The following is a 17747-nucleotide window of genomic DNA, read 5'->3' as shown; positions in this document are numbered from 1 at the left end:
TGAGGGTATTTTGCAGTTATTGGCAATATCTTCAGGGTGTGACAGAGTGTGCCTTGACTTTATTGGCAGGATTGGCTGAATATTGCTTCCAGCGCTCCCGGGCCAGTTGCTTGTCCTGCTCGTGTCCGGAAACGATTTCCAGAACGCGCGCAAACTGTTCATAACCGGGTGGACAGGCCAGATCCAGATTGAGCAGCCAGGGCGGATCCTGGCCGGGCACCAGGACATTGGCCGGATTTTCTGCCGTGGTACGGATCAGGACCGTGCCGGCATTAGGGTCTTTGGCATCAAGGTGGGGCACAAAAGCGGTTTGCTCTATGCCCCACAGGCCTTTGCTAAAAGCCTGCATGCGTTTTGCATCGGTGCAGTAAACCAGTACTTGGTGGCCTGCCTGGAAATGCTTGTAGGCAACTTCACAGGCTTTGCGGATACGGTTTCCTGCACCAAAGGCAAAATCGATGGTTGACATTAAGATTAGTCCTGCTGCGCCAACAGGAATTCGGTTAACAAGGGAACCGGACGGCCACTGGCACCTTTTTCCTTGCCTTTGTTCCAGGCCGTGCCGGCAATGTCCAGGTGTGCCCAGCGGTAGGCTTTGGTAAAGCGGGACAGGAAGCAGGCGGCGGTGACCGAACCGGCTGGCATGCCACCAATGTTTGCCATGTCGGCAAAATTGCTTTTGAGCTGTTCCTGATAGGCATCATCAAGGGGCAGGCGCCATGCGGGGTCTTGCGCCTGTTTGCTGGCGCTTAGCAATTGTTCGGCAAGGGTGTCATCGCTGGCAAACAGGCCACTATTGACATGACCCAGGGCTACCACGCAGGCACCGGTCAGGGTGGCAATATCAATGACTGCCGATGGCTTGAAGCGTTCGGCATAGGTCAGGGCGTCACACAGGATCAGGCGGCCTTCGGCATCGGTATTCAGGACTTCAATGGTTTGCCCCGACATGCTGGTAATCACATCACCCGGTTTGGTGGCTTTGCCATTGGGCATGTTTTCAGTAGCGGGAATAATGCCGATCACATCACGGGTAAGTCCGATTTCGGCGATGGCCCTTAAAACGCCAAAAACGCTGGCGGCACCGCACATGTCGAATTTCATTTCGTCCATGCCCATGCCGGGCTTAAGTGAAATGCCGCCGGTATCAAAGGTAACGCCTTTGCCCACCAGCACAATCGGGCCTTCTTCTTTTTTGGTGTTGTTGTCGGCGGTGTATTTCAGCACGATAAAGCGTGGAGGCTGTTCGGAGCCGGCCGCGACAGAAAGGAAGGAACCCATTTTAAGCGCTTCGATCTGTTTTTTTTCAAGGACCTCGGCTTTAATGGACTTGAATTCCTTGGCCAGCATTTTAGCCTGTTCACCCAGGTAAGCGGGCGTGCAGATATTGGCAGGCAGGTTGCCCAGCTGACGGGTGACAATCATGCCGTTGGCAATGGCGGCTCCTTGTGCCGCACCGGCTTTGGCCAGTTTGTCATCCTTACGGTCGGTAATGAAGGTGATTTTTTTAAGCGGATGTGGGGTGGGGCGGTTTTCCATGCTGAACGTACCTTCATACTGGTACAGTGCATTGCCAATGGCACGGGCAGCCAGACGTGCGCGCATCTGAATGTCCAGATCCTTGCAGGGCTCTTCAAGCAGGGCGCTGGTGGCATCGGTCAATGAGGCTTCGCTGCAATAAGCGGCCATGCTGGCATGTGCCTTGAGCAGGGCATTCGCGTTATAATCTTCCTTTTTACCCAAGCCAACCAAAACAACACGTTCAGCCTTGACGCCTTCAAGATTGCGCAAAACCAATATACTGCCAAGCGTGGCCTTGAATTCTTTTTTAAGCACGGTTTTTATGCTTTCATTACTGGCGCGGTTGATGATATCAGCCGCCTCGCTTAACAGGCTATCGGTGTAGACGCCAATAAACAGGGCGGTAGCCTTGAGTTGTTGCAATGATCGGGTTGATTGTGTGTTAAATTCCATTTTATATTTACCTAAGGCGTCAATAAAGACGTTTATTATCTCGCAAGATGAATCATGTCGCTATTTAAACGATCGGTTGTCGCTGAAATAACCAGCCATGTCGGTGTCGTGTTTTCCACGCTCATTGTCGTATGGCTAAGTGTATTACTAGTCAGGCTGTTGGGGCAAGCCGCCGAAGGCAGCATTGGTGCAGATATTGTATTTGGTATTGCCGCCCTGTCCAGTATTACGGCACTGCCAACCATACTATCCGTTTCCCTGTTTATTGCCGTCTTGTCAACCATTTCGCGCAATTATCGGGAATCTGAAATGGTGGTGTGGTTTGCCAGCGGTGTTTCCCTGCTTGACTGGATTCGGCCGGTCTTGCGGGTGGCCATTCCGGTTTGCGTGCTGATTGCCATGCTGACCTTGCAGGCCTCGCCCTGGGCATACCGGCAAATAGAAGAATACCGCCAGCGCTTCGAACAGCGCTCTGATATTGCCAAAATCGCGTTTGGCCAGTTCATTGAATCGGAACAGGGAAAACGGGTTTTCTTCATAGAAGCGCCCACCCATCCTGACGATGAGATGGGTAAAGTGTTTGCCAGGGTTTATGACGATCATTGGTATAGCACTATTACTTCCGATAATGCGAAATTGCGCGAAGAAGAAAATGGTGACCGTTTTCTGGTGCTGGGCCCTGGTAACCGTTACGACATGAAACCAGGCAGTGCCGAGTTTCGAATGATCAAGTTTGATAATTACACCATGCGTCTTGAAAGCAAGGGTGGAGCGAATGCCGAAGAAAATATCCGCAATGCCGCCCTGAATGTGATGAAGGCCAGACCGACGGGCAGCCTGTTCCAGGATCAAACCAGTAAAAGCGATTCACAAATCATGTGGCGTATTTCATTGCCACTGGCCGCGCTTAACCTGGCCTTGCTGGCCATTCCGCTAGGGGCGGTGAATCCGCGGCTTGGGCGTTCCGGAGATTTGGTGTTGGCGGGGCTGATTGGTTTGCTATACATGAATACCATGAATCTGGTCAGGGGATGGATCAGCAGTGACAAAATAGACATGATGCTTGGTATGGTCTTGTTGCATGGCGCAGTCTTGCTGCTGTGTGTGTATTTATTCCGAAAACGGCTAACCCTTAAAAAGCCTAAGGAAAAGAAAGTATAAATATATAGCTAAAAGTTATAATTAATAAGATTTATATAACTTATAATCTATCTAAATTAAGGATAGATCGCTATGAATTTACAGCAATTTCGTTTTATCAGGGAAACGATCAGAAGAAATTTCAATCTGACGGAAGCCTCCCGGGTGTTGTTTACCTCCCAGCCCGGGGTTTCCAAGGCCATCATCGAATTCGAAGATGAATTGGGGATCAAGGTTTTTGAGCGGCATGGCAAGCGTATCAAGGGCTTGACCAAGCCGGGCGCTGCCGTTGCCAGCATTATTGACCGTATCATGCGTGAAGTGGACAACCTGAAAAAAGTCAGTGATGAATTTGCCAGGCGCGATGAAGGAAGCCTGGTGATTGGCTGTACCCATACACAGGCCCGTTATTTCCTGCCCAAGGTTATTCCCGAGTTCAGGAAGCGTTTTCCCAAGGTACGCGTGTCACTGGCCGAGGGCAGTCCTTCCCAACTGGCCAATATGGTGTTGCAGGAACAGGCAGACCTTGCCCTGGCCACTGAAACGTTGGCCAATGTCGAGGGCCTGACCACCTTGCCTTGTTACTCATGGGAACACACGCTGGTGGTGCCGCCCGATCATCCGCTGACCAGCCTGACTTCAACCCAGGCTAAAAATATTACCCTTGAGCAGGTGGCGCAGTATCCAATTATTACCTATGATCGTGCTTTTACGGGCCGCAACTCGATAGACAATGCTTTTGCAAGCAAGGGGATTGTGCCTGACATTGTGCTGGAAGCGCTTGATGCCGATGTGATCAAAACCTATGTCGATGTTGAAATGGGCGTGGGTATTATTGCGGGTGTTGCTTTTGATCCCAGAAGGGATCCTGGCCTGGTAGGGATTCCTGTCGGCCATTTGTTTGGTGAGCACGTGACCCGCATCGGTCTGAAAAAAGGGATGTTTTTACGGGATTATGTGTATGCGTTCCTGAATATGTGCGCACCAAACCTGACCCGTGAAAACATTGATAACGAAGTGATTTTTGAGGATGTGGAGTAAAGACCGGTTTGTTTACGCTTTTAGGGCCCGTCGCAGGATTTTACCTACATTGGTTTTGGGCAGCTCATCCCTGAACTCCACCAGTTTGGGCACTTTATAGGCCGTCAGGCTTTGGCGGCAGAAATCAATCAATTGTTTTTCTGTCAGCGATGGGCTTTTGCGCACCACGAACACCTTCACAATTTCTCCGGCTGCACCGTTGTCGACACCTACGGCCACCACTTCCCGTACCTCGGGGTGGCTGGCCACGACCTCTTCAATTTCGTTAGGATACACATTAAAGCCCGAGACAATAATGATGTCTTTTTTCCGGTCAACCAGATAGACAAATCCCTCTGCATCAACATAGCCCATGTCTCCGGTATGCAGGAAACCATCCTGGTCAAAAATCTTTTGGGTTTCTTCCGGATTGTTCCAGTAACCTTTCATGACTTGCGGGCCTTTGACACAGATTTCGCCTATTTCTCCGGTGACCATTTCACGACCGTTATCATCACGAATGGACAGTTCGGTAGAGGGAAGGGGTAATCCGATTGAACCATTGAATTCAGACAGGTCCAGCGGGTTAATAGTCACCGCTGGCGAGGTTTCGGTTAAGCCATAAGCCTGGGAAAGCGGCTTACCCGTGACTATTTTCCAGCGCTCGGCAACCGGACGCTGCACGGCCATGCCACCACCCAGCGTAAAGTGCAAATGGCCGAAATCAAGATTGATAAAGTTCTCGTCATTAAGCAAGGCACTAAACAGGGTATTGACGCCGGTGATGGCGGTAAAAGGATATTTTCCAATTTCCCTGACCAGGGCCGGAACGTCGCGCGGGTTCAGGATCAGCAGGTTGCGGGCCCCCAGCATCAGGAAGGTCAGGCAGTTGGCGGTGAGGGCAAAGATATGGTAAAGCGGCAGGGCGGTAATAATAAAATCTTTGCCCTCGGCCGTGTATGGTTTTACCCAGGCATAGGCCTGACAGACGTTGGCCACCATATTGCCATGGCTTAGCATGGCCCCTTTGGCAACCCCGGTTGTGCCACCGGTATATTGTAAAAAGGCAATGTCGTTATGGCCAAGTGTCGGGGGCGTAAAGGGCAGTTTGCCTGATCCGTTTAAAATGGACGTTAACTGGACGGGATGGGGTAGAGACCATTTTGGCACCCTGTGCTTTACGTGCCGCACCATAAAATTCATGACATGCCCTTTCAGTCCCAGCATGTCGCCAATAGCGGTCACGATAATGGTTTTCAGTGAGTTCAGCTTTGGCAGCGCTGCCTGCAGGGTGGCGGCAAAGTTTTCAACAATAACAATGACTTCAGCCTCTGAGTCGTTAAGCTGATGTTCAAGTTCGTGGGCCGTGTACAGGGGGTTGCAATTAACCACGGTGCAACCGGCCCGCAAGGCGCCAAACAGGCAAACCGGGTACTGGAACAGGTTGGGCATCATCAGGGCAATGCGGGTGCCCGGTTTGATGCCCCGGCTTTGCAGCCAGGCGGCAAAGTTTCTGGACAGGCTGGCCAGTTGCGCATAGCGAAGGCTTTTGCCCATGGAAATATAGGCGGTTAAAGGGGCAAACTTCTGACAGCTCTGGTTGAAGATATCCACCAATGATGAGTAGCAGGTTGCATCAATTTCAGCCGGGACGCCCGGTGGATAGTTGGTAATCCATGTTTTTTTCATCCTTTTTTCCCCTTCTGTCCTGTTGTTATAACGGGTATGTGCAGATAAGTATAGCCGAGGTCGATGGCGGTTTTTTCAGGGGATTTTCCCGAAGCTGGTTTTGCGGTAATGAAGCGGACCCCCTCTGAATGGAGCAAATCCGGTGCCAAAAATAATGCCTGCATCGGTCAGGTCATCATCTCCGGTAATACCTTTTTCGGTTTGTCGTCTGGCCTGTTCAATGAATGGCGTAATCAGGCGCTGGGCTAATCCATCCGGAACGGGTTTGTTTGAACGGATGCCATGCTTTCTGTTTTTCCAGTTATAAAACCCTTCACCTGTCTTGATGCCCAGCTTGTTTTGCGCCACCAGGCGAGTCATGCAGTTGGGGACGGGTTTGCCGGTTGATAATTGAGTGCCAGCCGCCAGGGCAATATCCAGTCCTACCGTATCAGCCAGCTCAATGGGGCCCATTGGCATGCCAAATGCCAACATGGCCGTATCAATGACTTCGGGGTCAATCCCTTCATCAACACAGTGCATGGCTTCCAGCATATAGGGGGCCAGCACTGCATTAACCAGGAATCCTGGGGTGTCTTGTACCGGCAGTGGCAGCTTGCCAATTTGCCCCGCAAAGGCGCAGGCACGGTTAATGGTTTGCGGGCTGATGCCTTCGGCATGCACAATTTCAACCAGTGGCATTTTTGCGACAGGATTAAAGAAATGAATGCCCAGAAAACGTTCCGGCCGTTTCAGGCCGCTACGCAGCGCCTGAATAGAAAGGCTTGAGGTATTGCTGGCAAGGAAGGCATCCGGTTTCATCAAGGCTTCAAGCTTTTGATAAAGGTCCTGTTTGGCTTGCTCTTCTTCATAAATGGCTTCAATCACCAGGTCAGCGGTGGCGATACCGTGTCCGTCAGGATCAGGAATCAGCCTGTCGCGGGCGGCCTGGGCAGTCAGCCGGTCTTTGCGGGCAAAGAGCGGGGCAGCGGCCTTGAAAGCGTTCGCAATGCGGCTGTAATCGGTGTCTTGCAGGGTGGTTTTGATGCCTTGCAAGGCGCACCAGGCCGCAATGCCACCACCCATGACGCCGGCCCCAATCACATGCACCTGCAACACCGGTGGCAGGCCGCCTTGCTTGCCGAATGCTTTGAGCCTTTCCTGCAAGTGAAAAACCCGGATCAGGTTGGCGGTTACGGGAGAGTTCAACAGCCGGTTGACAATATCCGGCGCGGCCAGGCCATTACCGTTGTGCTGTTCCCATAAATCAATAATTGCCCGGGGGGCGGGGTAATGGGCATCAGGATCTTTGCGGGCCACGTTTTTTCGGGCCTGGCGGGCAACCAGCCTTTTAAGGGGCTGCCTGTTAAGCCATTTGGCCAGCCCTTTGGCCTGGCTGCGCGGGCGTCCCGACAACACCCAATCGGCCGCGTTTTGGCGGGCCACGCGAGGGGCAACCACCCAATCAACCAGCCCCACTGATTGGGCCTTGATGGTATCCAGGGTTCTGCCGGTCAGGATCATGTCCAATCCGGCCTGAGGGCCAATTAAGGCAGGCAGCCGCATCAGGCCACCCCAGGCAGGGTAGATGCCCAGCATGACTTCAGGCAGGCTAAGGGCGGGTGTGGGCGTGTCAATCAACATCCGGTATTTACAGGCAAGGGCCAGTTCCAGACCCCCGCCCAGGCAGGCACCATGAATGAGTGCAAGCGTGGGAAAGGGCAGTTTTTCAATGCGGTTGAACAGGTTCCAGCCCCGTTCAATGAGCTGTTTTCCATCATCGGGGCTGCTGAAATCGGAAAATTCCTTAATATCGGCACCAGCAATAAAGCCGTTGCTTTTACCCGATAAAAAGACCAGGCCCTTGATGGTATGCTGTCCCAGATGGTCAAGGGCTGTTTTCAGTTCCTCCATGACCTGGGCAGACAGCGCATTCATGCTGCGTTCGGGGCAGTTGATGCTGAGCCAGGCAATTTGCCTGGCATCAATCTGCAACGACCAGTTCTTTACATTCAGTTCTGTGCTCATGGCTCATCCTTCATGGTTTCTATCAGCATGGCGCCACCCTGGCCTCCGCCAATGCAAATCGTGGCAACCCCCTTATGCAGATTACGTACCCGAAGAGCATGCAGCAGGTGCAAGACGATGCGGGCACCCGATGCACCAACCGGATGGCCAATCGCAATCGCACCACCATCCACATTCAGTTTCTCTTGATCCAATGTGCCCCAGGCCGGGGTGTTGAAATGTTCCTGGCAATACTCTTCGCTTGCAAAGGCGCGGATGCAGCCCAGTACCTGGGCGGCAAAAGCCTCATTGATTTCCCATAAATCAGGATCTTGCAAGCGTAAGCCATTACGTTGCAGTAGCGGTATGCAGGCATGCACGGGCCCCAGTCCCATCTGGGCGGGATCAAGGGCGGCCCATTGGCAGTCGGTGATTTTTCCTATTGGCTGCAGGCCCCATTTTTGTACCGCCTCTTCGGAGGCCAGGATCAGGACTGCGGCGCCATCACTGACCTGTGAGCTGTTGCCAGCCGTGATATTGCCACTGGGACGGTCAAATACCGCCTTTAATTTTGCCAGTTTGTCGGGGGTGGAGTCACGGCGAACCCCGTCATCGTCAGTATATAGATTGCCCTGGGCATCAATGATGGGGGTGATTTCATCAAATTGCTTGCGGTTTTGTGCTTCGATGGTGCGTTGATGACTGCGGGCGCTATAGGCGTCCATTTCCTGGCGGGTAATGCCAAATTTCCAGGCCAGGTTCTCGGCCGTTTGGCCCATGGAGATGCCAATGACCGGGTCTTTCAAGCCTTTTAGCAGGCCAATGACCGGTGCCAGGTAAGCGGGCCTGAAGTTGCGCAGGGCCTTTATTTTTTGTCCCGTGCTTTGTGCGGCATTCCATTGGCTGAGCCAATGGACCATTTTGTCGGAAAACAGAATGGGCGCATGGGACAGGGCATCGGTGCCGCAGGCCAAGACCAGGTGTGAACGACCATTTTGTATGTTGGTCAGGGCGCTGTCCAGCGCCTGCATGCCCGAGGCACAATTGCGCATGACCGTCCAGGCGGGAACATGATAGCCGGTGCCAATACGCAAGCCAACGACCCGGCCGATATTGGTTTCGTCGGCAGAAGGAGATGCGCAGCCCACAATGACCTCATCCAGCTCAGAGGCATTGAAGGATTGGCGCAACAAGAGGCTGCGGCTGGTTTGTACGGCCAGTTCGCTAGCCGAAAAAGGACCCGGTGCATTACGCGCTTTCAGAAACGGGGTTCTGGCACCATCAATAATATAGACGGGTTTGAAAGTCATGGTCGGTCTCCTTGACAGGTGTTCCGGATATTCATGAAGGCGGCCGGGTTTCGCAAGTCTTTGGGGAAATCATCCACATGGATCACGGTATCTCTGAGCCGGTTACGGATTGCCAGCAGCTCATATTCTTCGGCACTGATGCGGTTCATGTCGAAAGCAAGCCGGGCGATATCCCTGACGTTGGCATCAGGATGATTTTTGAATAGGCCATTTTTTTCATCTTGACGGATTTTGGCTTCAACCGGTTCAGCCTTGATGGCATAAACCAGTGCCTGTTCGATGGCGCTCACTGGGTCTTCAGGATGGGTGGGCAGGTAACAGTTGGCGGTCAGGCGGTCACGGGTACTGCCCGGTTGCATCAGCTGTTCGCAAATGGGGCTATCAAGCGCGTCAGCCGGTGCGGAAAATGAAGCACCCCAGGGAAAACTGACCAAACGCATCAACAAGCCAATGGCCCGGTTAGGAAAATTGCGGCAGGTTTGCAGCAGGGCTGTTTGCGCATCAAACAGGCATTGCTGGAGGGCTTTGTGCACAAAAGACAGCTCATCTTGCTGGCGGCCGTTGTTTTCGTATTGCTTAAGCACGCAGGAGGCAATATAAAGCCGGGCCAGAACATCGCCCAGCCGGGCGGATATTTTTTCACGGCGTTTCAGGCTGCCCCCCATGGCAAGCATGGTGATATCGGCCATGAAAGCGAGTATGCCGGACAGTCGGGTGAGCTGACGGTAATATATCATGGTTTCGGGGGCGGCCTGGTGACGCAGGGTAAATATCCTGGCCCCCAACAGACCGCTGGCCAGAGTGCGCAGGCCATTGCGGGTACTGAACCCGATATGTTGCCAGAAAAGCCGGTCAAAGCTGTCAAGGGACGTGACGGGGTCTGCTTCCTGTGCGGCTTGCATTTCCTTTAATATATAGGGGTGACAGCGGATGGCACCCTGGCCGAAAATGATCAGGCTGCGGGTCAGGATATTGGCACCTTCCACGGTAATGCCAATGGGGATCTGCTGGTAAGCACGTCCCAAAAAATTGGAAGGACCCAGGCAGATTCCCTTGCCGCCAATAATGTCCATGGCGTCATTAACAATGCTGCGGGCATGTTCGGTGACATGGTATTTGGCCATTGATGACACCACCGAGGGTTTTTCGCCCAGATCAACGGCGCCCGCTGTCATGATGCGTACGGCATTGCTGGCATACATATTGGTGCCCATGCGGGCAAGCACCTCCTCAACCCCTTCGAAGCGGCCAACCGGCAGGTTGAATTGTGTGCGGATACGGGCGTAGGCGCCCACCGTACGAACAGCCAGTTGCGACATTCCCACGTTGGACGATGGCAGGGAAATGGCGCGGCCGGCAGCCAGGCATTCCATCAGCATGCGCCAACCTTGCCCGGCCATTGCTGGGCCGCCAATAATAAAGCTCAATGGCATGAAAACTTCTTTGCCCCGGGTAGGGCCATTCATGAACATGGCGTTAAGCGGGAAATGCCGTCGGCCAATTTCCACACCGTGATGGTCACGCGGCACCAGGGCGCAGGTAATACCAATTTCTTTTTGCTCGCCTAGCAAGCCATCGGGGTCGTACAGCCTGAAAGCCAGACCCAGCAGGGTGCACACGGGTGCCAGGGTGATGTAGCGTTTGTCCCAGCTCACGCGCATGCCCAGCACCTCTTCACCTTCCCAAAGGCCTTTGCAGACCACCCCGCTATCGGGAATGGCGGCGGCATCAGAGCCGGCCCAGGGGCTGGTAAGTGCAAAGGCAGGAATTTCCTGTCCGCTGGCAAGCCGTGGCAGGTAGTGGTTTTTTTGTTCTGGAGTGCCATAATGAATCAGGAGTTCAGCAGGACCCAGGGAGTTGGGCACCATGACAGAAACCGCCAGTGCCGAGTTTCGGGTGGAAAGTCGGGTAATGACTTCAGAGTGGGCAAAGGCCGAAAAACCAAGACCACCATACTGTACTGGAATAATCATACCCAGAAATTTTTTTTCTTTAATATATTGCCAGGCAGCTTCGGGCAAATCCAGGTCCTGGGTGGTCACTTCCCAGTCATTTACCAGTGCGCAGACTTGTTGAACTTCATTGTCCAGAAAAGCCTGTTCTTGTGCACTCAGTGAAGGAGCCGGATATCCCATCAGCTTTTGCCAGTCGGGACGCCCGCTGAACAGTTCGGCCTCCCACCAGACCGTGCCGGCCTCGATTGCCTCTTTCTCTGTGGAAGACATTGGAGGCAGTGCTTTTTTGAAAGCCTTCAGTATGTAGGCACTGATGGTGTTTTTGCGCCAGTTACGCAATCGCTGAAAGAGGGGCATGGAGACCTCCTGGCAGAAAAATATATTTATCGAGCCAGCAATCAGGGCACAATGACCTTGTCATTGTCCTGTATATGAGAATGGACTTCTCATGGGTATGGTACCACTGCGGCCAGGCTTCTGCACTTATTGGCAGAATCCTGATATATGCAAAAATATCTTGTTATTGATAATGATTATCATTTATAATTTGACTCATCTAAAGGAGAGTCTGAAATGAGTATGAGTATGAATGCGGTAATCGTAGGGGCAGATCGTTTGGGAAATATCCCCGGTTTGCTTAAAGATCATAATATTGAAATCAGGCAACATATTAGTGGCAGGGAACCTGCACATCAGAAAAAAACCTATCAGCTGCCCAGTGGCACACAGGTGGTTATTTTGTTGACCGATTTTCTGGGCCATAATGTAATGAAGTCTTTTCGTTCAGCGGCCCAGCGTGCGGGGGTACCCGTGGTGGCCTGCCGGCGTTCGCTAGGCAGCATGCAGCAGGCATTGACACTATGCGGGTACAGGTGTTGCGAGCGTTGCCCGCAGAAACAGGTCGAGGCACATTGTGCCCCAAGTTGAGAATCCGCCCATTAACAATGTCTTCCCAGACCAGAATTAAAAAACCTCATCAGCATTACGCGGATGAGGTTTTTTGGTTTTTCTGATGGTTGGGGCTTAGTATGCTGCCAGGGTTCGGCCCTCAAGACGGCGGGCACCGTTATAGCGTTTTGTCCAGTAAGCATTGCTCATGTCTTCAACACGGACAACCGTTCCGGTGCGTGGGGAGTGAACGAATTTGTTGGCACCCAAATAGATGCCTACGTGGGAATAGGTAAATCCGCGGGTGTTAAAGAAAACCAGGTCTCCGGGTTTAAGGGAGTCTTTGGATACCTTTAGGCCAATGCCCGCCATTGATTCAGAGTTGCGTGGCAGGTTAACACCCATGTATTTGCTGGCGGTATAGTAAATAAAGCCGCTGCAGTCAAAACCGGTGCTTGGGGTTGTGCCACCAAAACGATAGCGTACGCCCAGATAGTTCAGGGCCGCCTGTGCCAGTTCACTGGATCCGGATTTATTGATGCTGATGGAAGCATCCCTGTTTAAACGATCCATTTTGGCCTGTACAATCAGGTCACCAATAGGGTCGGACAGTTTGGGAGACCAGTTGATATTGGTATCTGGCAGGGGGTATTGCTCGCCGACTTCAACCGCTTGATCAAGGGAAATGGATTGTTGGGTGCTAACGAGTTGCCGGATCGGATCTTCGGAAACATTTTTTGCTGAAGCTGCATTGCTAAGGGTTATGCAAGAGATTGCAAGTAGAAAATGGCCGCAATAAGCCATTATCCCCCGTTGATGCGTGGGTAATTGTGGATGCATAGTCGTAACATATAATTAAAAGTGTAAGGTATTCGTACTTGCTTTATCCAAAAAGCTTAGTGAATTCTATAGAAAAATCAATAACATCGCAAGTAATTTGCCCTTTGTATTGCTTCCATTAAGGCGTGATTTCCTGTGTTTTTCATAGGTAAAATTATTGAACACAAGAAAAGACGTTTTATTGTGAGTGATTGACTGGTTTTTGCAGGGAGATAGGAGTATTTGTTATTAAATTCTTTTATTTGTCATGTTTTTGTGGTTAATTTGATTGAAATTAAACAAATAAGTATGAATTTGTATCTGTGGTAAAAAACATGAAAAAAAAACGCCACTGCTTGAATGGCGTCTTTGGTATTTTAATGATATGAAAATCCCGGTTTTACTGCTGCCTTGCCCAGCCCTATCTGGGCCAGGCTGGGCAAATGGTTAGCCAGCAATTACATGCCACTGTAAACAGGACCTTCACCACCCTGTGGGGCCACCCAAACAATATTCTGGGTTGGGTCTTTAATATCACAGGTTTTGCAATGAACGCAGTTTTGTGCGTTGATTTGCAGTTTATCTTCGCCGTTATCGTCTTTGATAAATTCGTAAACACCGGCAGGGCAATAGCGCTGTTCGGGGCCTGCATAAACCTTCAGGTTGGTGTCAACCGGAATATCGGGGTTTTTCAGGGTCAGGTGAATCGGTTCATTTTCATCATGGTTGGTATTTGAAATGAACACCGAACTCAGGCGATCAAACGTGATTTTGCCATCTGGTTTGGGGTATTCGATTTTTGCGCATTCCGCGGCCGGTTTCAGGCATTCATGATCAGCCTTGGTGCGGTGAATGGTCCATGGCATTTTGCCCTGGAAAAGCAGTTGTTCGACACCGGTCATGATGGTGCCCACGGTACGGCCTTTTTTGAACCATTGCTTGAAGTTGCGCGCCTTGTTCAGCTCTTTGTACAGCCAGGACTGTTCGAAGGCAATGGGGTAATCGCTTAAGATGTCGTGGCTGCGTTCGGCAACCAATGCATCATACAGGGCCTGAGCGGCCAGTGCGCCGGTTTTGATGGCGGCATGGCTGCCCTTGATGCGTGACGCATTCAGGAAGCCGGCTTCGCAACCCACCATGGCGCCACCCGGGAATACCAGTTTGGGCAGGGAAAGCAGGCCGCCAGCGGTAAGGGCTCGTGCACCATAAGCAATCCGTTTGCCATTCTCAAAATAAGGCTTGATGCTGGGGTGTGTCTTGTAGCGCTGGAATTCCTCAAAAGGAGACAGCCATGGGTTGGCGTAATCAAGGCCCACTACCATACCCACCACTACAATATTGTTATCAAGGTGATACAGGAAGGTGCCACCATACGTGTCCGAATCAAGTGGCCAGCCGGAAGTATGAATAACCAGGCCCGGTTTGGATTTGGCCGGATCGATTTCCCACATTTCTTTTATGCCAATGCCGTAGCTTTGAGGATCGCGACCCTGGTCCAGCTTGAACTTTTCAATTAACTGACGACCCAGCTGGCCACGCGACCCTTCGGCAAAAATCGTGTATTTGGCCAGCAATTCCATGCCAGGCTGGTAATGGTCGGAATGGCTGCCGTCACGATTCACACCCATATCGCCCGTGGCTACGCCACGCACGGCACCGTTGTCATCGTACAGGATTTCGGTGGCGGCAAAACCGGGGAAAATATCCACCCCCAGGCTTTCTGCCTGCTCGCCCAGCCAACGGGTGACATCACCCAGACGGACAATGTAGTTGCCTTCATTCTTGAAGCAGGGGGGCAGCATCCAGTGGGGTGTTTTGCGGGCACCGGTTTCGCTAAGGAAAAGAAATTCATCTTCCTTGACGGCCGTTTCCAGCGGCGCACCTTTTTCTTTCCAGTCGGGAATCAGTTCGTCAAGGGCCAGGGGATCCATGACAGCGCCTGAAAGAATATGGGCACCAATTTCACCGCCTTTTTCCAGTACACAGACGGAAATATCTTTATTGTTTTCGTTGCTTAATTGCTTGAGCTTGATGGCGGTTGAAAGACCGGCAGGTCCTCCGCCCACAACCACAACATCATATTCCATTGACTCGCGTTCAGACATGAGCGCCAACTCCTTTTATAGATTGTAAATTGCCAGATTCCATGATTGTATTGTAATGAATCGGTTTATGCAGTGAAAAACAACAAAATTCACGCGATAAAAAAAATGTCAATCTAAATCTGATAGAGTTAGCAGCTTATTGCGTATCAAAAAACAAAAGGACATAAATGGATAATTTCTGCTTGCCTGCAGATCTGGCGGGAAGTTTTAGTAATGGGATTCACTCTTTTTCATTTGCCATGCGCTGGGGTGATATGGATATGCTGGGGCACCTGAACAATACTGTTTACTTCCGGGCCATGGAGGAAGCGCGTATTGAATTCATCAACGCCATACGACCTTATTTTGAAGCGGGGACCGGCGTGGTGGTGGGTCATCTTTCCTGTGATTTCCTGCGTCCCATGAATTATCCAGGCAATGCTTTGGTCATGCATGAGTTAACCCGTATTGGGCGTTCAAGCATGGAACATAAAATTACCATCGAAAAAGAAGGTGAGCCGGGTGTTGTTTATGCATCAGCCCGTTCGGTTCTGGTTTTGTCCAATCTGGCTACCGGCCGTTCCTGCTCATGGAGCGAGCAAATGCGTGAGGTCATCCAGCAACTGTTCAGTCAGGATTAGCGGTTTTTAGTGTATTCCCCAATTCAGGGGAATGGGGGAGCTGTGGTATTAGTAGCGATTGACCGCTTTATATTAAATACGAAGGAAAATAGATGGATAAGGTGTATCAAAGCGCCAGCCTGGCCTTAAAGGACATTGTCGCTGATGGACAAATGATAGGAGTGGGGGGGTTTGGTTTATGTGGCATTCCAGAGGCGCTCATCGCCGCGCTCAGGGATTCGGGCGTTCAAAATCTTACTTGTGTCAGTAATAATGCCGGTGTAGATGGTTTTGGCCTGGGGCAGTTGCTGGCCACACGGCAAATCAGAAAAATGATTGCTTCTTACGTGGGTGAAAACAAAGAGTTTGAGCGGCAATATCTGTCTGGTGAACTGGAACTTGAATTTACACCCCAAGGTACCCTGGCCGAAAAACTGCGTGCTGGCGGTGCCGGCATTCCGGCTTTTTTTACCCGTACCGGGGTGGGTACCCTGGTTGCCGAAGGCAAGGAAATTCGCGAGTTTGACGGACATCAATATGTCATGGAGCGTTCGCTTACTCCTGATGTGTCATTGGTGAAAGCCTATATCGCCGATCGCAGTGGCAATCTGATATTCAATAAAACGGCGCGCAATTTCAACCCCAATGTGGCGATGGCAGGAAAAATCACTGTGGTGGAAGTGGAGAAAATTGTTGAAACGGGCGAACTGGATCCCGATCAGATACATCTGCCCGGCATTTACGTCCACCGTATTGTGCTGAATGAAAGCCCTGAAAAACGCATTGAACAACGTACTGTCCGTCAGGCATAAGGAGAATAAGAATGGCTTGGAGTCGTGAAGAGATGGCAGCCCGTGCTGCCAAAGAATTGCAAGATGGTTTTTATGTCAACCTGGGCATTGGTTTGCCCACCCTGGTGGCCAATTATGTGCCAGACAACATGGAAGTCTGGCTGCAGTCTGAAAATGGTTTGCTGGGCATTGGTCCTTTCCCTACTGAAGATGAGATTGATCCTGATCTGATCAATGCAGGCAAACAAACCGTGACCACGTTGCCGGGTTCTTCCATTTTTTCATCGGCAGATTCTTTTGCCATGATTCGTGGTGGAAAAATCAATCTGGCCATTCTGGGCGCCATGCAGGTGTCTGAAAAGGGAGATTTGGCCAACTGGATGATCCCGGGCAAAATGGTCAAGGGCATGGGCGGAGCCATGGATCTGGTAGCCGGAGTTGGCCGGGTACTGGTTTTAATGGAACATGTTGCACGCAAGAAAGATGGCACCGAAGACCTTAAGATCTTGCCTGAGTGTACCTTGCCCCTGACCGGTTTAGGGGTGGTGAACATGATCATCACTGATCTGGGTGTGCTGGAAGTCACTCAAAATGGTTTGAAACTGCTTGAACTGGCGCCCGGCGTCACTGTTGAGGAACTGCAGTCAAAAACCGGTGTGAAAGTGGATGTTTCCGCTTTTGCCTAGGATAGCTTGCTGTGCTGCTTTAGTTGATATTTGCTGAAAGCAAAGCGATTATCCATCTTGTTTTTGTGAAGGTGGGCAACCGCTGCAATAACCCCGTCTCTTGCCATTGGCAGTGTACGGGGTTTTTTATGCTTTTCATGCCTGTTTTTTCAGGGCAGCCAGCGCCAGCAGCAACCAGCCCAGCAAAAAGCTGACCCCGCCAATAGGTGTGATGGCACCGAGCGCGGGCGTGTCTGTCAAGACCAGTAAATAAAGGCTGCCACTAAAAATGATAATGCCTGCCACCAGAAAACGGGCCGCCCATTTTTGCAAGACCGGCGCAAGCCAGGCGCTGGCGGCCACCAGCATAAACAATCCCAGGCTATGCGTCATTTGATACAGCACACCCGTATGCCATACTGTCAGTCTTTCGGGAGTTACCATCGCTTTCAGGGCATGGGCACCAAAAGCGCCAAAGGCAACCGAAACCAGGCAACTGAGCGCGGCGAAAACAAGATAGAAACGGGTATTCATGACTACTTCCTTAAAAATGACAATAAAAAGCAGAAAATACGATAAGGGTATCTGTTAAAAAATGCCATGGATTGAATTTTCTGCTGACGTTCATGATAGCTTAGTGTATCTTGTTGTAAATATATTAAGTTTTTTTAGCCAATGATGGGGGCTATGTTTTTTCCAGGTGTACCACTTCAGAGGAGCTTGCTGCGTGACAAAGATAAAAAACAATAACATCCCCTGGCCAATCCGCCTTTTGATATACGCCTGTTTGTTATTTGCCATGTATA

General features: G+C 51.2%; 15 protein-coding genes. 6 read left to right on the top strand and 9 right to left on the bottom strand.

The window, feature by feature from the left end; translation table 11 throughout:
* Nucleotides 1–31: 31 nt before the first annotated feature.
* Together IE074_RS01525 and IE074_RS01520 are read right to left on the bottom strand one after the other, a co-directional pair.
* Complete coding sequence (locus tag IE074_RS01525) at nt 32–469, bottom strand: DNA polymerase III subunit chi (RefSeq protein WP_189383666.1); 438 nt, start codon at nt 467–469, stop codon at nt 32–34.
* A 5-nt stretch (nt 470–474) separates the two neighbouring features.
* Entirely contained in the window at nt 475–1974 is a 1500-nt protein-coding gene (locus IE074_RS01520) for a leucyl aminopeptidase (protein WP_189383665.1), read from the bottom strand.
* 54 nt (nt 1975–2028) lie between these two features.
* Here IE074_RS01520 and lptF point away from each other — a divergent pair, with 54 nt between their 5' ends.
* Both lptF and IE074_RS01510 read left to right on the top strand, forming a co-directional pair.
* Nucleotides 2029–3135 (top strand): LPS export ABC transporter permease LptF, encoded by a 1107-nt coding sequence (gene lptF / locus IE074_RS01515; protein WP_189383664.1) that lies wholly within the window; start codon nt 2029–2031, stop codon nt 3133–3135.
* A gap of 72 nt (nt 3136–3207) precedes the next feature.
* Nucleotides 3208–4155, top strand: a complete 948-nt coding sequence (locus IE074_RS01510) for a CysB family HTH-type transcriptional regulator (RefSeq protein WP_189383663.1) — start codon at nt 3208–3210, stop codon at nt 4153–4155.
* A 12-nt stretch (nt 4156–4167) separates the two neighbouring features.
* On the opposite strand, the gene IE074_RS01505 is transcribed toward IE074_RS01510, so the two are convergent.
* The 4 genes from IE074_RS01505 to IE074_RS01490 form a co-directional block, all read right to left on the bottom strand.
* Nucleotides 4168–5823, bottom strand: coding sequence for an AMP-binding protein (locus tag IE074_RS01505; RefSeq protein ID WP_189383662.1), 1656 nt, complete (start codon nt 5821–5823; stop codon nt 4168–4170).
* 75 nt (nt 5824–5898) lie between these two features.
* The gene (locus IE074_RS01500) at nt 5899–7830 is read right to left on the bottom strand and encodes a 3-hydroxyacyl-CoA dehydrogenase NAD-binding domain-containing protein (RefSeq protein ID WP_189383661.1); all 1932 of its coding nucleotides are present in this window, start codon (nt 7828–7830) and stop codon (nt 5899–5901) included.
* A complete protein-coding gene (locus IE074_RS01495) occupies nt 7827–9119 on the bottom strand; it encodes an acetyl-CoA C-acetyltransferase (protein WP_189383660.1) in 1293 nt (430 codons plus the stop codon). Before IE074_RS01495 ends, IE074_RS01500 begins: the two co-directional genes overlap by 4 nt.
* Nucleotides 9116–11431 carry an acyl-CoA dehydrogenase gene (locus IE074_RS01490; protein WP_189383659.1) on the bottom strand — a complete coding sequence of 772 codons (2316 nt, stop codon included), beginning with the start codon at nt 11429–11431 and terminating at the stop codon, nt 9116–9118. Before IE074_RS01490 ends, IE074_RS01495 begins: the two co-directional genes overlap by 4 nt.
* A 216-nt stretch (nt 11432–11647) precedes the next feature.
* Between IE074_RS01490 and IE074_RS01485 the strand changes: the two genes are divergently transcribed.
* On the top strand, nt 11648–12001 hold the full coding sequence (locus IE074_RS01485; protein ID WP_189383658.1) for a DUF2325 domain-containing protein: 354 nt from the start codon (nt 11648–11650) through the stop codon (nt 11999–12001).
* A 96-nt stretch (nt 12002–12097) separates the two neighbouring features.
* Here IE074_RS01485 and IE074_RS01480 read toward each other — a convergent pair whose 3' ends face one another.
* Together IE074_RS01480 and IE074_RS01475 are read right to left on the bottom strand one after the other, a co-directional pair.
* Complete coding sequence (locus IE074_RS01480; RefSeq protein ID WP_189383657.1) at nt 12098–12802, bottom strand: C40 family peptidase; 705 nt, start codon at nt 12800–12802, stop codon at nt 12098–12100.
* Between the two features lie 437 nt (nt 12803–13239).
* Nucleotides 13240–14886 carry an electron transfer flavoprotein-ubiquinone oxidoreductase gene (locus tag IE074_RS01475; RefSeq protein ID WP_189383656.1) on the bottom strand — a complete coding sequence of 549 codons (1647 nt, stop codon included), beginning with the start codon at nt 14884–14886 and terminating at the stop codon, nt 13240–13242.
* Between the two features lie 167 nt (nt 14887–15053).
* On the opposite strand from IE074_RS01475, the gene IE074_RS01470 reads away from it, so the two are divergent.
* The 3 genes from IE074_RS01470 to IE074_RS01460 all read left to right on the top strand — a co-directional run bounded on the left by IE074_RS01470 (nt 15054) and on the right by IE074_RS01460 (nt 16962).
* Nucleotides 15054–15506: an acyl-CoA thioesterase gene (locus IE074_RS01470; protein ID WP_189383655.1), complete on the top strand. Its 453-nt coding sequence runs from the start codon at nt 15054–15056 to the stop codon at nt 15504–15506.
* A 92-nt stretch (nt 15507–15598) separates the two neighbouring features.
* Nucleotides 15599–16297, top strand: a complete 699-nt coding sequence (locus IE074_RS01465; protein ID WP_189383654.1) for a CoA transferase subunit A — start codon at nt 15599–15601, stop codon at nt 16295–16297.
* A gap of 11 nt (nt 16298–16308) precedes the next feature.
* A complete protein-coding gene (locus tag IE074_RS01460) occupies nt 16309–16962 on the top strand; it encodes a CoA transferase subunit B (RefSeq protein ID WP_169294126.1) in 654 nt (217 codons plus the stop codon).
* 135 nt (nt 16963–17097) lie between these two features.
* Here the strand turns inward: IE074_RS01460 and IE074_RS01455 are convergent, their stop codons facing one another.
* Nucleotides 17098–17475 (bottom strand): DUF423 domain-containing protein, encoded by a 378-nt coding sequence (locus IE074_RS01455; protein ID WP_189383653.1) that lies wholly within the window; start codon nt 17473–17475, stop codon nt 17098–17100.
* Between the last annotated feature and the right edge of the window lie 272 nt (nt 17476–17747).

The sequence above is a fragment of the Advenella faeciporci genome (assembly GCF_014652395.1).
GTDB lineage: Bacteria > Pseudomonadota > Gammaproteobacteria > Burkholderiales > Burkholderiaceae_B > Advenella > Advenella faeciporci.
The sequence above is the reverse complement of the archived record's forward strand: the minus strand, read 5'-3'. Positions and strand labels throughout refer to the sequence as shown.

Excerpts from the sequence above, each read along its gene's own strand:
- IE074_RS01525 (WP_189383666.1), bottom strand. The coding sequence starts at position 469 with ATGTCAACCATCGATTTTGCCTTTGGTGCAGGAAACCGTATCCGCAAA.
- IE074_RS01520 (WP_189383665.1), bottom strand. The coding sequence starts at position 1,974 with ATGGAATTTAACACACAATCAACCCGATCATTGCAACAACTCAAGGCT.
- lptF (WP_189383664.1), top strand. The coding sequence starts at position 2,029 with ATGTCGCTATTTAAACGATCGGTTGTCGCTGAAATAACCAGCCATGTC.
- IE074_RS01510 (WP_189383663.1), top strand. The coding sequence starts at position 3,208 with ATGAATTTACAGCAATTTCGTTTTATCAGGGAAACGATCAGAAGAAAT.
- IE074_RS01505 (WP_189383662.1), bottom strand. The coding sequence starts at position 5,823 with ATGAAAAAAACATGGATTACCAACTATCCACCGGGCGTCCCGGCTGAA.
- IE074_RS01500 (WP_189383661.1), bottom strand. The coding sequence starts at position 7,830 with ATGAGCACAGAACTGAATGTAAAGAACTGGTCGTTGCAGATTGATGCC.
- IE074_RS01495 (WP_189383660.1), bottom strand. The coding sequence starts at position 9,119 with ATGACTTTCAAACCCGTCTATATTATTGATGGTGCCAGAACCCCGTTT.
- IE074_RS01490 (WP_189383659.1), bottom strand. The coding sequence starts at position 11,431 with ATGCCCCTCTTTCAGCGATTGCGTAACTGGCGCAAAAACACCATCAGT.
- IE074_RS01485 (WP_189383658.1), top strand. The coding sequence starts at position 11,648 with ATGAGTATGAGTATGAATGCGGTAATCGTAGGGGCAGATCGTTTGGGA.
- IE074_RS01480 (WP_189383657.1), bottom strand. The coding sequence starts at position 12,802 with ATGCATCCACAATTACCCACGCATCAACGGGGGATAATGGCTTATTGC.
- IE074_RS01475 (WP_189383656.1), bottom strand. The coding sequence starts at position 14,886 with ATGTCTGAACGCGAGTCAATGGAATATGATGTTGTGGTTGTGGGCGGA.
- IE074_RS01470 (WP_189383655.1), top strand. The coding sequence starts at position 15,054 with ATGGATAATTTCTGCTTGCCTGCAGATCTGGCGGGAAGTTTTAGTAAT.
- IE074_RS01465 (WP_189383654.1), top strand. The coding sequence starts at position 15,599 with ATGGATAAGGTGTATCAAAGCGCCAGCCTGGCCTTAAAGGACATTGTC.
- IE074_RS01460 (WP_169294126.1), top strand. The coding sequence starts at position 16,309 with ATGGCTTGGAGTCGTGAAGAGATGGCAGCCCGTGCTGCCAAAGAATTG.
- IE074_RS01455 (WP_189383653.1), bottom strand. The coding sequence starts at position 17,475 with ATGAATACCCGTTTCTATCTTGTTTTCGCCGCGCTCAGTTGCCTGGTT.